Genomic DNA, 14,033 nt, shown 5'->3' with positions numbered 1-14,033 from the left:
CACCCGGTTCGCCCTGGTGCCGCACACTGCCGGTCCCCGGCGGGGACGACGGCCGGGCCGTCGTCCCCGCCGGACCGGTTCAGGCCGGGGTTCCGGTCACCGTCAGGTGACGCAACCGGCCGATGTTGTCGAACGAGCCGAAGCCGACCCGTCCGGAGCCGAACGTGGTGTCCTTCGCGGTCATCAGCGGGTCCTTCTTCCCGTCCACGTAGACCGCGATCTCGCCGGTGGCCGGCAGGTGCACGACGCGCACCTTGTGCCAGTCGGCGTCGACGATCGCCGGGTTCGCGCCACGCGACCGGCCGTTCCACTGGTAGTCGATGCGCTGCCGGTCGGCGTTGTTCACCTTGAAGATGCCGTTGTGCGGCAGGATCGTGTTGTCGGTCGACAGGTGGGCGTAGTAGTACTCGGTGTCCGAGCGCCAGCCGAAGACGACGATCACGTCCCGGTTGCTCACCTCGACCGGCGTGTCGAGCCGGACGTCGGCCTCGATCTCCACGGACGACCACTGCGGCCCGTCGGTCACCACCGCGTACTCGAACGGACGGCGCGGGCCGGGCCGGCTCACGCCCGCCTCGGCGAGGATCACCTCGTCCCGGTCGAACTGCCACTTCGAGGGGGTGACCGGCGTCCAGCTCTCCGGGCCGGAGGGCTTGTGCAGCTTGGTGCCGCCGACGTCGCCGTCCGCGAACTCCCGGGTGCCGGTCACCTTCCAGACCTTTCCGTTGGACTTGGCGAGGAGGTAGAGCGCGCCGGCGGCGTCGGTGCCGAACCGCAGGTCGACCCGCTCCGGGCTGCCCGGCGCGCCGGGGGCGGAGAGGTCCTGCATGCGCACCGGCGCTCCGGCGGCGTCGAAGAGCGCGAGGCGGTGGATCGTGGCCGGGTCGTGGCCGCGCCGCATCTCGTTGGCCTCGGTGTAGAGGACCTGCCCGTCGACCAGGTCACCGAAGACGTACTTGCCCTTCAGCGCGGGCAGCTCGTTGCCCCGGTAGACGAACCCGCCGGCCACCGCGACACCGACGTCGCCGGTGCAGTTCCAGCCGGGCGCCGGGTTGTGGTCGTACGCCGCGACCGGGTACGTGTAGCCGTACCGGGCGTCGTCCGCCGGCAGTGGCAGGAGCTTGTCGCAGGCACTCCCCGCCTTGTCGAAGACGAACGCGCCCTCCCGCTCGCTCCAGCCGAAGTTGTCACCGGCGCGCACCTCGTAGATCGCCTCGATGGCGTGCTCGCCGATGTGGCCGAGGAACATCCGGCCGGTGGCCGGGTCCCAGCTGAACCGGTGCGGGTCGCGGAACCCGACCGCGTAGACCTCGCCCAGGGCGTCGGCCCGGCCGACGAACGGGTTGTCCGTCGGGATGCCGTACTGCCCGTTGGCCGAGTCGGTGCCCTGCGGGTCGATGCGCAGCAGCTTGCCGTGCACCATGCCCAGGTTCTGCGGCTCGGTGTTGCGTACGCCGGTGCCGCCGTCGCCGACGGCCAGGTACAGCAGTCCGTAGTCGGCCTGGCCGGGCCGCGCGGTGGGGTTGAAGTTGATCTCCTGGACGCCGTGGACCTGACCGCCGAAGCCGATCCGCAGCACCTCGCGCCGGCTGCCGGAGAACGTGTCGGCGGCCGGGTCGGTCGCCGTCCACTCGGTGATCACGCCGTGGTAGATGCTGTTGGCCTGGGCGTAGTCCGGCGTCCTGACGGCCAGCGACGCCTGTTCGGTGTGGATGGTGTAGAAGCGTCCGTTGGCGCCGAACTCGGGGTGGAACGCGACGTAGCCGAAGCCCTGCCCGAGCCCACGGCCGGAGAAGAAGCGCGGCGCGAACGTGTCGGCGACGTCCAGGTAGACGTGCGGCACGCCGTCCCTGACCAGGTAGAGGTGGCCGTTGAGGTCCGGCACGGCCCGCCGGCCGGAGCCGTCGGGCACCTCCATGATGGTGTTGATGCGGGCGGTACGCATGAGCCGCTGGTCGGTCGGCGCCGGAATCGGGGACGACTGCGGGAAGCTGGCGTACTCGGTCAGGACCAGGCCGAGCCGGGACTGGACGGGCGTCTCGACGATCGGGTCGTGGACGGCGTCGGCGGCCCGGGCGGGGCCGGCGACCAGGGTGGACAGGACGAGGGTGGCGGCGGTCAGACCGGCTGTCAGCGTGGAGATGCGGGTTCGGTGGTTGCTGCGCACTCGGGTCTCCTTCCCGGTGAGGCGGTGCGGAGGGGTGAGGCGGTGCGGAGGGTGTTCAGCGAGCCATGTAGCGGTACTGCTTCTCGACGTCGGACGCCGAGACGACGGTGTCGAGGAACATCAGGGCGTCCATGCGGCAGTCGCACGGGTTGCGCTCGACGGTGTCCTGCGGGAAGCTCCCGCCGATCTTGATGCCGCGCGGGTCCGAGGCGGTGGTGAGGTGCGGGCCGGGACCGGACACGAGCCACGGGTCGTCGGTGCGGGTGTAGAAGCCGTCCACCGGCTGGCCGTTGCGGTAGAGCGCCAGCGCGCCGGTGTTGAAGTCGAAGGTGGCCGTGAGGTGGACCCACTCCCCCTTCGGCAGCAGCGTCCGCCAGTCCTCGCTCGCGGCGAAGGTCTGCGAGTTGCCCCCGTCGAGGCGCCGGCCGAGCGCGACCAGCCGCAGCTCGCCGTTGACGTCGATGAGTTCCAGCAGCGCCCGGACGCCGTGGCCGTCCGAGTCGCCGGTCAGCACACCGGCCAGCCCGATCGCGTTGAACCGGTCGGCCGGGTTGACGGTGGTGGAGTTGGGCGCCGGGGCGTCCATCTCCATCTTGAACCAGCCCATCACGGTGGTGCCCTGGGTGCCGGCGAAGGGGCGCAGGGTGCGTACGCCGCTGGCCGACCAGATGCCCGCCTTCCAGTCGTCGTTGCCGGCCTGGGCGGGGTTCACCTGCCGGGTCTGCAACGCGTTGCCGCTGCCCGGGTAGGCGTGTTCGGCCACGCGCATGTCCGCGCCGCCGTTGACGAGTTCGATCTCGGTGCCGGAGCGGCCCAGGTCCCGCTCCAGCGCCGGGTCGCCCTCGACCGGGTGGTCGAAGTCGTAGAAGGCGACCAGGCTCGATCGCAGGTGGGGGTGGATGTCGCGCGGGTTGCTCCGGTCCGCCTGGGCCGGTGGCGCCCCGGCGCCCGCCAGCACACCGGTCGCCAGCACGGTGGCCGTGGCGATGGCGAACCGTCTCGTTCTGATCATCGCAATACACCTCATTTCACTTGCGAAGGGCACGTAAGCGCTTACGTACTCACGTTCCACCTCTTGCGGGCCGCTGTCCCGTCGGGATGCCTGCTACCGCTTCGGCGGCGCGGTCGGCTCGGCGGGCCGTCCGCCGAGGTACAGCTCGCCGAGCTGCGGGTCGGCCAGCAGTTGCGAAGCCGGCCCGGAGATGTGCACGTGCCCGAGGTCGAGCACGCAGCCGAGGTCGGCCGTCTCCAGCGCCCGCCGGGCGTTCTGCTCCACGAGCAGCACCGCCGTACCGGCGTCGCGCATTCGCACGACCTGTTCGAACACGGTGGTCGTCGCCCTCGGGTCCAGGCCCATGGACGGCTCGTCGAGGAGCACGACCTTGGGGTCGACCATGAGCGACCGGGCGAACTCCACCTGCTTCTGCTGCCCGCCGGAGAGCAGTCCGGCCAGCGAGTTCCAGCGCTGCGCGACGACCGGGAAGACCTCCTTGACGAAGGCGGTGCGCTTGGCGATCAACGCCTTGTCCTTGAGCGTGTAGCCGCCCAGCAGGACGTTCTCCGCCACGGTCATCTCGCGGAAGACGCTGTGCCCTTGCAGGACGTGCGCGACGCCGGAGGCGAGCATCCGCTGCGGCCCCTGGCCGGTCACGTCCACGCCGCCGACGAGGATCTTCCCGGAGCGGGGCTTGAGCAGCCCGCTGGCGACCTTCAGGACGGTGGACTTCCCGGCGCCGTTCGGCCCGACCAGGCAGACGATCTGGCCCGCGGGCACCGAGACGGTCAGGCCGCGCAGCACCGGCGCGGCGCGCCCGTAGCCGGCCTGGATGTCGACGAGTTCGATTTCAGACGCCAAGGTAGGCCCCCAGGACGCGTTCGTCGGAACGGATGAGCGACGGTGGACCCTCGGCGATCGGGCGGCCCCGGTCGAACACCACGATGTGGTCGCTGACGCTCATCACCAGGTCCATGTTGTGTTCCACGACCACGAACGTCCGCCCCTCGGCGTTGAGTTCGCGGACCAGGGTGCCGATCCGGTCCAGCAGGGCCGGGTTGACGCCGCCGGCCGGCTCGTCGAGCAGGACGGTCTCCGGGTCGCTCATCAGCACCCCGGCGAGTTCCAGCAGCTTCTGCTGGCCCCAGGACATGTTGCGCGCCTCCACGTCGGCCAGGTGCTCGATGCCGAGCCGGGTGAGCCAGCCCCGGGCCCGGTCGACCTCCGCGCGGGCGCGGGCGCCGCGCAGCAGGCCGGTCAGGCCGGTCGGACGCACGGCCGCGAGGACGTTGTCCAACGCCGTCATCCTCGGGAAGACCCGGCACAGCTGGAACGTACGGCCGACGCCGGCGTGGACGATGCGGTGCGGGGCCGCGCCGGTGATGTCCCGCCCGCTGTAGGTGACCTGCCCGCCGTCCGGACGGATCATCCCGGTGACGCAGTTGAAGAAGGTGGTCTTGCCCGACCCGTTGGGCCCGATCAATGCGTTGACCTTGCCGTGCCGGAACTCCACGGTCGCGCCGTCGAGCGCCACCACGCCGCCGAACGCCTTGGTGAGCCCGGCGGTGGCCAGACCCCGTACCTCGCTCATGTCCGCTCCTCTCGCGACTGGGACCGCGCGCCGGCGGCGCCGCCCGCGGCGGCGTCCACCGGTTCCCGGGCGGGCGTGCCGGCGGCCGCGGCGCGCTGCTCGCGCAACTCGGCGGCGGTGACCTCACGGATCGAGTTCTGCGCCGGCCGCATCCGGCCGAGCAGGGACCCGATCGCCGGCAACACGCCGTCGGGCATGAAGAGCACGACCAGCGCGAGCAGCAGGCCCGTCGCGACCAGGTGCAACTGCGTGTCGCCGAACTCCACCTTGAAGTACTCCAGCCCGATGCCGACCACCAGCGCGCCGACCAGCGGGCCGAACAGGTTCCGGACCCCGCCGAGCAGCGCCATCAGCACCAGGTACGAGCCGGTGAGGATGGAGAACTGGAACACCGGGTCGAGGTCGCCGAACCAGAGCGCGTAGAGCCCGCCGCCCAGCGCGGTGAACGCCGCCGAGACCACGAACACCACCAGCTTGTACGCGAAGGTCGGGGTGCCCAGCGCCTCCGCCTTGTCCTCGTCCTCCCGGACGGCCTTCAGCCCGAGGCCGAACCGGGAGCGGTCGATGACCCACCAGGCCAGCAGGGCCAGCGCGAGCAGGCCGGTGAAGAGGTAGTAGAACACGCGGTGGTGCTCCGGCCGGAGCAGGTCCGGGAACGGGCGCGGCACGACCAGACCGCGTGACCCGCCGGTGAGCGACGCCCAGCTCTGGAAGACCAGCAGCAGGATCAGCACCAACGCGATCGAGACGATGACGAACGACGCGCCACGGACCCGCAGCGCGGCGAAGCCGATCGGTACGGCGAGAGCGGCCACCAGCAGGGCCGCCACCGCCAGGGCCACGAAGCTCGGCAGGCCGGCCTTCGTGACCAGCAGGGCGGTCCCGTAGCCGCCGAGCCCGGCGAGGGCGCCGTGGCCGAGGGAGATGTACCCGGTGAATCCGCCGACGAAGTTCCACGACGTCGAGAGCACCGCGTAGTTGAGCACCACGACGCCGGCGGAGAGGACGTACGGGTTGGGTGCCAGGGACGGGAAGGCCAGCACCGCCACGGCGAGCAGCACGATCGCCGCCACCTGGAGGATCCGGACGGGGCTGCGCCGCGTCGTCACCGCCCCGGCCGGCGGGACAGCCACCGTCGTCGGTTCAGAAGCGCTGGGCAAGTCGACCTCCGAAGAAACCTTGTGGCCGGAACGCCAGCGTCGCGAACAGGGCCAGGTAGAAGATGGTCTGCGCCCAGGTCGTGCCGAGCGGGATCTGCAACAGGCTCTGCAACATGCCGAGCACCATCGCGGCCATCGCAGCGCCGGGCACGCTGCCCAGTCCACCCACGACGATGATGGCCATCAGCGGGCCGATCCAGTGCCAGTGCAGCGACGGGTAGATGGTGGTGTCCAGGGCCAGGGCCGTACCGCCGACGGCCGCGGTGGCGAGGCCGAGGCCGAAGCCGTACCCGGCCACCCGCTCGGTCTCGATGCCCACCAGCCGTGCCGCGTCGCGGTGCTGGATGGTGGCCCGCAGGGCCCAGCCGAAGGTGGTCTTCTTCATCAGCAGGTAGAGCGTGAGCAGGGCGACGGCGGCGAGCCCGAACGCGATCAGCTTGACCACCGCGACCCGGGCGCCGAAGATCCCGAAGCTCGCCGAGCTGTAGTCGAGCTGGATCCGCCGCTGGGTGCCGGTGAACAGGTAGCCGAGCAGACCCTCGACGACGACCGCGATGGAGAAGGTCAGCAGCACCGACATCATGGTCAGCGTGGCCGGACGGAGCCGGGCCAGGAGCAGCCGTTGCAACAGGACGCCGCAGGCGAAGAAGAGCGGCACGGTCGCGATCATCGACAGCAGCGGGTCGATGCCCAGCCGGGTGTGGGACCACCAGGCGAGGTACGCGGCGAGGATGAGGAACGCCGAGTGGGCGATCATCACGACCCGCATGATGCCGAAGTAGAGGGTGAGTCCCGCCGCCAGGAGGGCGTAGAGCCCTCCCAGCAGCAGACCCAGGATGATGCTCTGGAAGAGCAGGGCACCGGAGGGCATGTCGTCTCCTACCAGGCCGGCTTCGGGTAGACGAGGTCGGTCTCCTTGGCGTCGGCCGGCAGCACGATCTGGATCTTGCCGCCGACCCACTGCTGGATCATGTGGGCGCCCTTGGGCTTGCCCGTCTCGTCCCAGGAGAGCGGACCGACCACCGTCTCCACGGTGTTGCCACGGACCCAGTCGACCAGCTTCTTCTGGCAGTCGCCCTGCTCGGCGCAGCCCACCGCGGTGACCGCCGCCGCGACGACCTGCCCGGTCGTGTACGCGTTGGCCTCGTCCTCCTCCGGCGGCGAACCGAACTGCGCGGTGTACTTCTCGACGAACTCCTTGTTGCTCGGGTACGGCGCGTCCTGCGTGTACCCGGTCGGCGAGATGATCCCCTCGGTCTTGTTGCCGATCGCCTTGGCGAACTCGGGGTTCGTCGGGGCGGTGGAGAAGGCCGCCAGCTTCGGCTGGTACCGCAACTGCTGGAGGGCGACGATCAGGTTCACCCCATCCTGGTACTGGGAGCCGCCCACCACCAGGTCGGCCCGGGACGACGCGATCTTCGCGGCGATGCTGCCGAAGTCGGTGGTGTTCGGCGGGTAGACCTCGTCGACCACGGTGCGGACGCCGCCCGCTTCGAGCTTCTCCTTCAGCCCGTACGCCGTGCCCTGCGCGAACGGGTCGTCCATGGCCGCGTACGCCGCGGTCTTCGGCCGCTGGTCGGGCGGCAGGGCCAGGATGTACTCGGCCAGGTGGTTGTAGTGGTCGTTCGCCACCGCCGGAGCGGCGTAGAACATGTTCTTGAAGCCCTGCTCGAAGACCTCCTTCGCCGCGCCGGCCGGCTCGACGAAGAGCATGCCGTACTCCTCGGCGACGCGGGCCGCGGGCACGACGAGGCGGGTCGAGAACGGCCCCACCACGAGGTCCACGTTGTCCTTGCCGATGAGCTGCTCGTAGTCGGCGACCACACGGTCCGCGTTGGACTGGTCGTCGAGGATCTTCAGCTCGACCTTGCGGCCCAGGAGACCGCCCTTGTCATTGGTGATCTTGGCCCATGCCTCGTAGCCGCGCTGGACACCCTTGCCCGGTTCGGAGAAGTCCCCGGTCAGGGGCAGGGAGATCCCCACCACGATCGGATCGTCGGCACCGGAACCCCCGCCACCGCCGTCACCGCAGGCCGTGAGCGCGAGGGTGAGACTCGCGCCGAGTGCTGTCATCCACTGGATTCGCTTCAGTCGGGTTGTCATCCCGAGACGCTCCTTTGCCGGGACGGAAGCGCTTACGAAAGCGCTTCCGTAGACTAGGCTGTGGTCTACGCCACTGGCAATAGTCAGATGACATTGATGTTTCCGGGGAGTTGCCGATGCCCAGACCAGGTCCGAGACTGCGTCTGATCGACGTGGCGGAGCGCGCGGGCGTCTCCCTGGCGACCGCGTCCCGCGCCCTCGCCGGTCGGGAGGGGGTCAGCGAGGAGGTCGCCGGGCGCGTCCGACAGGTCGCCCAGGAGCTGGGGTACGTCGCCAACCCGTACGCCCGCACCCTCGCCGGCGGCGCGAGCTCGACCGTCGGTCTGGTCGTGCACCAGGTCGACGACCCCTACTTCTCGGAGATCGCCGGTGGGGTCATCCAGGTGGCCGCCGAGGAGGGGCTGCTGGTGCAGATCTGCCACTCCGGCCGGGACCCGGACGCGGAGCTACGGCAACTGCGCCACCTCATCGCGCAGCGGGTCGGGACCATCCTGATCGCCGGATCAGGCTACGACGACGCCCAGGTCGAGGCCGAGGCCCGCGCGGAACTCGCGGAGTTCCAGCGCCAGGGCGGCCGGGTCGCCGTCATCGGCCGGCACGCCCTCGGCGTCGACGCGGTCCTGCCCGAGAACGAGGCCGGCGGACGCGCCCTCACGGACCACCTGCTGAATCTCGGGCACCGCCACATCGCCGTCGCCGCCGGCACCGCCGGGCTCACCACCGTCGCCGACCGGCTCGCCGGGGTGGCGACCGCACTGCGCCAGCGTGGGCTCTCCCTCGACGACCTCCCGGTCGTGCACTCCGACTTCACCCGCGACGGCGGCCGGGTCGCCGCCGAACGGATCCTGCGCGAGCGCCCCCAGACCACCGCGATCATCGCGCTCAACGACGCGATGGCCATCGGCGTGCTGTCGACGCTGCGGGCCCACCGCATCCCCGTGCCCGAGCGGATGTCGGTCGTCGGTTTCGACGACGTCCCCGTCGCCGCCGACCTCGCCCCCAGCCTCACCACCATCCGGCTGCCGATGACCGACATGGGGCGGATGGTGCTGTCGCTCGCGCTCAAGCCCCGGTCGGCCCGCCCCCGCCGCCGGACGATCGGCCATCTCCTGGTGGTCCGCGACTCGACCGGCCCCGTCCCCACGGTGCTGCCGGCAAGCCGCGCCGAGACCGGCGAGCGGAGGGGAGCCGTCAGGCCCGTCAGCTGAGACGCGCCGTGACGACCGTCCCGGCGGGGCTGTCGCCGCGCTCGTCGGGTCACTACCGGCTTGGTGCCTCCCGGACCTGTCCAGCCCGCGCGAGGCCGGTCTCCACGTCCCCGCCTGCGGTGGCGCCGTCCCCGTCCCCGTGCACCTCCCGGCCGGACTGATCGCGGAACGACCGCCCCAGCAGCGGAAGGACACTGAGCGCTCCCAGCCCGGCACCGACCGCGAGTGCGGTGCGGGCACCCAGGAGTTCGGCCAGGACGCCGACCGCCCCGATGGCTACCGGGTGGACCAGTCGCGTGGTCGCCGCCCAACTTGCGACGACCGAGCCGAGCCGGTCCGCCGGGGTGACCGCCATCCGCGTGGACGCGAAGGTCGGATTGAACAGCCCCGTGGTGAATAGCAGGCCGAACTGCACCGCCAGGACCGCCGCAAGCGCCGCAGGCCCCGCCGGTACGACGGCGAGGGGCAGCAGCCAGACGACACGCACCAGTCCGGTGCCGAACAGGACCTGCTCCCTCCCCCGGCGCCGGACCAACCGGTACGACAGCGAGCCCGCGACCATCCCGCCGACGCACGGGACGCCGAGGGTCAGCCCGTACTCTCACGCGGACAGGCCCAGGTCACGCACGACGAACAGCGCCAGGATCGGGTTCGTGGCCATGAGGGCGGACCCGAAGAGCACCGCGTTGACGTAGAGGGCACGAAGCGGAGGCACCCGCCAGATGGTGCGCAGACCTTCGCCGACCCGAAGGCCGGCCGACGGTCGTTCGGCGGCGGGACCCGGTTCGGACATCCCGGCCAGCAGGACGGCGGACACCAGGAACGACGCGCTGTTGCAGGCGAGGGTCAGGGACGGGCCGACGGCCGAGGTCACCACGCCGCCGGCCGGCGGACCGATCAGCTGGGCCGCCCAGAACACCGACTCCTGCCGTCCGAGCGCCCAATCCAGACGATCGCGGCCGACGTGTCTGAGCATCGACGTGCTCGCGGCGGCGAAGAGGATCGCCACCGACATCTCGGTGCCGGCCACCGCCGCCAGGTGCCACACGGTCACCGCCCCGGCCCAGGTGGCGAGGCTGAGGCTGAGCAGGGCGGCGCCCGCCAGCAGGTCCAGCCAGATCATCACCGACCGTTTGTGCCAGGTGTCGATCCTCGGCGCGACCACCAGGGCGGTGGCACCCGCGGCGAGGGTCGCCATGCCGCTCAACAACCCCAGTTCGCCGCCGCCGACACCGACCTCCGTGATGGCGATCCACAGGACCACGCCGCTACCGAGCAGCGTGCCGACGGTGCTGACCGTGTAGGCGAGAAGCATCCGCCGCAGGTCCGGTAAGGCGGCCGCCACCGCGCCCTGCTTCACGCGACACCGTCCCGTACGGGTCGGCGAAGGCCCATGCGCCGACGTTACTGGTCCGGGACCGCCGGGGCCGCAGGCCGGGGCCGCCGGCATCAGGAGGTGTCCGGTCTCCGGGAGTCACCGCTGTTCGACGGCCCCGAGCAGCCGGGACGGATACGTTGTCCATCGCTTCGACCGCGCACGGCACCCGACAATTTCCGCCCGTCACCACCCGCCGTCCGGTCGGCGGCAATCCTGGCGATGGCGGAATCCGTCCACATCACGGTGACGCCGTCTCACTCGACGAATCGCGCGCTCGGAAATCGCCGCGCGCCACGGCCGAACCGGCGGGCCGGACGCAAACTGGGCCGGGACCACGATGCATCAGCGCAGCCCAGGCTGCTCCCCCCGTCCGCAGACCGGCAGTCGCCCGTTGCGCGCTCCGTGACAGGAAGTGGCGGAGACCGATCCGCGCCGGGGCCTGGGGCGACCGCCGCAGGGACAATGATGGCCGCGACATACCTATTGACCTTGACCGAACCGCTGGACCCGCCCGGCTTCGCCGAACTGGTCGAGGTCACCCAGATTCCCGAGTACGACGGCCGCCTGCCCACTCCGGCCGGAGGCTTCGCCACCGGTCATGACGGAAGGTACGACATCGCTCCGACCGGGAGAGTAACCCCCGAGATCCACCAAAGCCTGACAGTTCGACCCGTCCACAGCGAGCCTGCTCGGCTATGGCGTCGATGACACCGACCGTTACGCCACGAACGCTTTCCAGCTGTTTCCGGAAGCAAGCCATCCGCTGAGCCGGCACCCATTATCGGCCTTTGTCGGATCGCCCTGCGTCGCGTCACCAATATCCGAGATGAGCCCTTTGATCACATGGCCGGATCACGCGGGGCCACCCGGCTTTCCTTACCCTTTTCGCACCTTGACACGCGGAGACGATCCGGCCACTCTCATGGGCATCCTGTTCGTGCAATCAGGAGTGAGAGGAGAACGTTCATGGCTACCTACAAGTTCATCGGCGGCGTCGAGGACGTCGTGTCCTACCGCGGCGGTGTCGAGGACATCGTCGCCGGCTGAAACGACACGGCCGGCCGCTGGTCGTCGGTGGAAAGCATGCCGAAGCCGACATCACCATGACCAGTTCGGCTCCGATCGTATTCTCGGAAGTTCCGAGCGCCAGTCCATGTCAATGGGCTGGCGCTCGGCTCGGAAAGGGCCCCCGGCGGAGCCGCCCGGACGTGCGCCCACGATCCGGTGAGTCAGGCTGCGTCGTGACGGCGACGTCGGAGCATGAGCGCGATGCCGGCGAGGGCCAGGACGCCGAGCAGCGCCGCGCCGACCAGCACGACGGTGTCCGGCCCGTCATCGGTGCTGTCGCTGGCTGCGGGGCTGGGGGTGGCGGTGGGGCTCTCGGCTGTGGTGGGTACGGCGCTGGGGCTTGCCGCGTCGGTGGGGCTGGTGGTGCGGGTCGGGTCGGCGACCGTGAAGCGGTAGGAGCCCCGTACGGGGTGCCCGTCGGCTGAGACGACCCGGTAGGCGACGGTGTAGGTGCCGTTGGCGATCGGCTCGTCGATGGCGATCGTGCCGGTCGGGCCGGTCACGGTGACCTCACCGGTGGGCATCTCCTGTCCGGTGTCGTCGGTCAGCGTGATGGTGGTCAGGTCCGGGTTGAGCTTCTGCATGAACCGGAGGGTGATCTCGCCGGGCGGCGTGGTGACCCGTGCGTCCCTTGCCGGGGTGGCCTCCTGCAGCGTGTTGTGTGCCGCAGCGGGTGAGGCCGGCGTGAGGCACAACGCGACGGCGGTGACCAGGACGCCGACAACGGCGCTGGCGGAGAGACGCATGGTGGATTCCTCCGGTCGTGGTGTCACGTGAGTGGTAGTTGGCCGAACCAGCCGGCGGCGGGACAGTCGGGCGGCCAGGACGGCGGTGGCGAACGGCCGCCGGGCGTACGAGACGGCTGGCCGAGACCGTGCGGGTCACGGGAGTCCTCCGGAGTTCGGTTACCGGGTTGGTCGGCCGGCCCGCTTTGGAAAGTTCCACCACGTAACATTCGTCACCGGTAGCGGCTGGTCAGACGTGCCGCCCAGCGGGCGCCCAGCGGTTCCGGCCGCTCCACCAGCCGGCTCCTGGTACTGCCGACGCCAGCGGCCCCCGGAGCTGAAGCTCCGGGGGCCGCCAGTCGTCAGAAATCGTCAGTCGTTCGTGGTGTCCCAGCCGTAGTCGGGCAGGTCGAAGAAGTCGTCCCCCTCGACCTGGTCGACGGTGCCGTCGGCCAGGCCGTCGATCAGCGACTGGATGCCGGTCTGCACGCTCTGCACGAACATGCCCTTCTGCTTCTGGCCCAGGTCGTCCTGCTGGCCGCGCACCTCGAACAGCACCGTGCCGGTGCCGTTGAGGGCGAACGCCGAGCGGCCCTGACCCGCGTACTCCCGCTCGTCCGGGTGGAGGTACCGGCCGATGGCCGCGAGCTTCGACTGGCTGCCGTACTTCTCGAGCATGCCGTTGGCGACGGTGAGGGCGTAACGGCGGGACTTGTCCTGGTCCAGCGCCGGCCACTTCGCCTTGTACGCGGCGCCGTCCTGCACACCCAGCGGCGGGTAGTCGAGCGTGACGTTGATCAGGTTGCCGTCCTGCTCACCGCCGGTGATCCGGTTGCACGGCCCCATGTGGTGCAGGTCGATGTACGCGTCGACGGCGCCCTTCTCGTCCCGCAGGTCCACGTAGACGTCCCGGACGGCCCGCGACTCGGGGGCGAGGAAGAACCCGGCGTCGGTCTGGCGACCCGGCAGGTCCGCGGCGCTCGGTACGTAGTCGAGGTCCGGGTTGAAGTCGCGGTTCAGGTCGAAGCCGGGCAGGTTGATGCCGTCGCCGTTGGGCCGGTGGTACCAGGCGGTCGGAGCGCCGGCCAGCTGCGGGAACTCCGCGACCGTGTCGCTCCAGGACTGCACGTTGATACGCCGGTTGAGCTCACCACCGTCGGGGTTGGTCATCGGCATGGCGACGAGGGTGACCTCGTTGAGGATCTGCCGCGTCTGCGCGTCACCGGCGCTGCCCAGACGCTTGAGGATGTTGAGCAGCGCCTCCGTGCCGGTCCGCTCGTTACCGTGGATCGCGCTGGTGACCAGCAGCACCTTGTCACCGTTACCCACCCGGGCGGCGTACAGGTCCCGGCCCTCCGCCGACTGCCCGACCACCTCGACGTCCACCCGGCCGCCGCTGGTGCGCTCGATCTGCGCCAGCTGCTCGCCGACCTGCTCGTAGTTGCTCCAGCCCGACCACGACGGGTCCTCGGCAACCTTGCAGCTGCCTTCCCCCGGTCCCACGGGAGCGGCGGCGGAGACCGCCGGAACGGTGAGGATCGAGCCGGCGAGCGCAGCCGTGACGGCGGCGGCCATGGCCCTGCGGGAGCGGAGGATCGTTGACGTTGTGTGTGGCTGCACGTTACTCCTCTCGTGGATC

Annotated in this window: 13 protein-coding genes; 2 read left to right on the top strand and 11 right to left on the bottom strand. The window is 70.7% G+C overall.

All coding sequences use genetic code 11. From position 1 onward, the window contains the following. Nucleotides 1-79 precede the first annotated feature (79 nt). The 7 genes from QSK20_RS22255 to QSK20_RS22225 form a co-directional block, all read right to left on the bottom strand. Complete coding sequence (locus QSK20_RS22255; protein WP_285790534.1) at nt 80-2,167, bottom strand: PQQ-dependent sugar dehydrogenase; 2,088 nt, start codon at nt 2,165-2,167, stop codon at nt 80-82. A 55-nt stretch (nt 2,168-2,222) separates the two neighbouring features. Continuing rightward, complete coding sequence (locus QSK20_RS22250) at nt 2,223-3,179, bottom strand: LamG-like jellyroll fold domain-containing protein (protein WP_285790533.1); 957 nt, start codon at nt 3,177-3,179, stop codon at nt 2,223-2,225. A 93-nt stretch (nt 3,180-3,272) separates the two neighbouring features. After that, a complete protein-coding gene (locus tag QSK20_RS22245; RefSeq protein WP_145835907.1) occupies nt 3,273-4,022 on the bottom strand; it encodes an ABC transporter ATP-binding protein in 750 nt (249 codons plus the stop codon). Then, nucleotides 4,012-4,752, bottom strand: coding sequence for an ABC transporter ATP-binding protein (locus QSK20_RS22240; RefSeq protein WP_285790532.1), 741 nt, complete (start codon nt 4,750-4,752; stop codon nt 4,012-4,014). The genes QSK20_RS22245 and QSK20_RS22240 overlap by 11 nt, the downstream gene beginning before the upstream one ends. Then, nucleotides 4,749-5,885, bottom strand: coding sequence for a branched-chain amino acid ABC transporter permease (locus tag QSK20_RS22235; protein ID WP_285790531.1), 1,137 nt, complete (start codon nt 5,883-5,885; stop codon nt 4,749-4,751). The genes QSK20_RS22240 and QSK20_RS22235 overlap by 4 nt, the downstream gene beginning before the upstream one ends. A gap of 10 nt (nt 5,886-5,895) precedes the next feature. Then, the gene (locus QSK20_RS22230) at nt 5,896-6,783 is read right to left on the bottom strand and encodes a branched-chain amino acid ABC transporter permease (protein ID WP_088983383.1); all 888 of its coding nucleotides are present in this window, start codon (nt 6,781-6,783) and stop codon (nt 5,896-5,898) included. 8 nt (nt 6,784-6,791) lie between these two features. After that, nucleotides 6,792-8,015, bottom strand: a complete 1,224-nt coding sequence (locus QSK20_RS22225; protein ID WP_285790530.1) for an amino acid ABC transporter substrate-binding protein — start codon at nt 8,013-8,015, stop codon at nt 6,792-6,794. A 116-nt stretch (nt 8,016-8,131) separates the two neighbouring features. On the opposite strand from QSK20_RS22225, the gene QSK20_RS22220 reads away from it, so the two are divergent. After that, nucleotides 8,132-9,223, top strand: a complete 1,092-nt coding sequence (locus QSK20_RS22220; RefSeq protein ID WP_285790529.1) for a LacI family DNA-binding transcriptional regulator — start codon at nt 8,132-8,134, stop codon at nt 9,221-9,223. 52 nt (nt 9,224-9,275) lie between these two features. On the opposite strand, the gene QSK20_RS22215 is transcribed toward QSK20_RS22220, so the two are convergent. Both QSK20_RS22215 and QSK20_RS22210 read right to left on the bottom strand, forming a co-directional pair. After that, a complete protein-coding gene (locus tag QSK20_RS22215; protein ID WP_285790528.1) occupies nt 9,276-9,785 on the bottom strand; it encodes an MFS transporter in 510 nt (169 codons plus the stop codon). Nucleotides 9,786-9,824: 39 nt separating this feature from the next. Then, complete coding sequence (locus QSK20_RS22210; protein ID WP_285790527.1) at nt 9,825-10,583, bottom strand: MFS transporter; 759 nt, start codon at nt 10,581-10,583, stop codon at nt 9,825-9,827. A gap of 507 nt (nt 10,584-11,090) precedes the next feature. Here QSK20_RS22210 and QSK20_RS22205 point away from each other — a divergent pair. Continuing rightward, complete coding sequence (locus QSK20_RS22205; protein WP_285790526.1) at nt 11,091-11,309, top strand: hypothetical protein; 219 nt, start codon at nt 11,091-11,093, stop codon at nt 11,307-11,309. 521 nt (nt 11,310-11,830) lie between these two features. Here QSK20_RS22205 and QSK20_RS22200 read toward each other — a convergent pair. Next, nucleotides 11,831-12,415: a copper resistance CopC family protein gene (locus tag QSK20_RS22200; RefSeq protein ID WP_285790525.1), complete on the bottom strand. Its 585-nt coding sequence runs from the start codon at nt 12,413-12,415 to the stop codon at nt 11,831-11,833. 351 nt (nt 12,416-12,766) lie between these two features. Then, a complete protein-coding gene (locus tag QSK20_RS22195; protein WP_285790524.1) occupies nt 12,767-13,969 on the bottom strand; it encodes a M14 family zinc carboxypeptidase in 1,203 nt (400 codons plus the stop codon). Nucleotides 13,970-14,033 lie beyond the last annotated feature (64 nt).

Source organism: Micromonospora sp. NBRC 101691 (genome assembly GCF_030269285.1).
Taxonomy (GTDB): Bacteria; Actinomycetota; Actinomycetes; order Mycobacteriales; family Micromonosporaceae; genus Micromonospora; species Micromonospora echinospora.
Note: the sequence above shows the minus strand (reverse complement) of the source record. Positions and strands in the feature narration are given on the sequence as shown.

Bases quoted from the DNA above. Each gene is read 5' to 3' on its own strand.
- QSK20_RS22250 (WP_285790533.1), bottom strand. From the start codon at position 3,179: ATGATCAGAACGAGACGGTTCGCCATCGCCACGGCCACCGTGCTGGCG.
- QSK20_RS22240 (WP_285790532.1), bottom strand. From the start codon at position 4,752: ATGAGCGAGGTACGGGGTCTGGCCACCGCCGGGCTCACCAAGGCGTTC.
- QSK20_RS22230 (WP_088983383.1), bottom strand. From the start codon at position 6,783: ATGCCCTCCGGTGCCCTGCTCTTCCAGAGCATCATCCTGGGTCTGCTG.
- QSK20_RS22225 (WP_285790530.1), bottom strand. From the start codon at position 8,015: ATGACAACCCGACTGAAGCGAATCCAGTGGATGACAGCACTCGGCGCG.
- QSK20_RS22220 (WP_285790529.1), top strand. From the start codon at position 8,132: ATGCCCAGACCAGGTCCGAGACTGCGTCTGATCGACGTGGCGGAGCGC.
- QSK20_RS22215 (WP_285790528.1), bottom strand. From the start codon at position 9,785: ATGGTCGCGGGCTCGCTGTCGTACCGGTTGGTCCGGCGCCGGGGGAGG.
- QSK20_RS22200 (WP_285790525.1), bottom strand. From the start codon at position 12,415: ATGCGTCTCTCCGCCAGCGCCGTTGTCGGCGTCCTGGTCACCGCCGTC.
- QSK20_RS22195 (WP_285790524.1), bottom strand. From the start codon at position 13,969: ATGGCCGCCGCCGTCACGGCTGCGCTCGCCGGCTCGATCCTCACCGTT.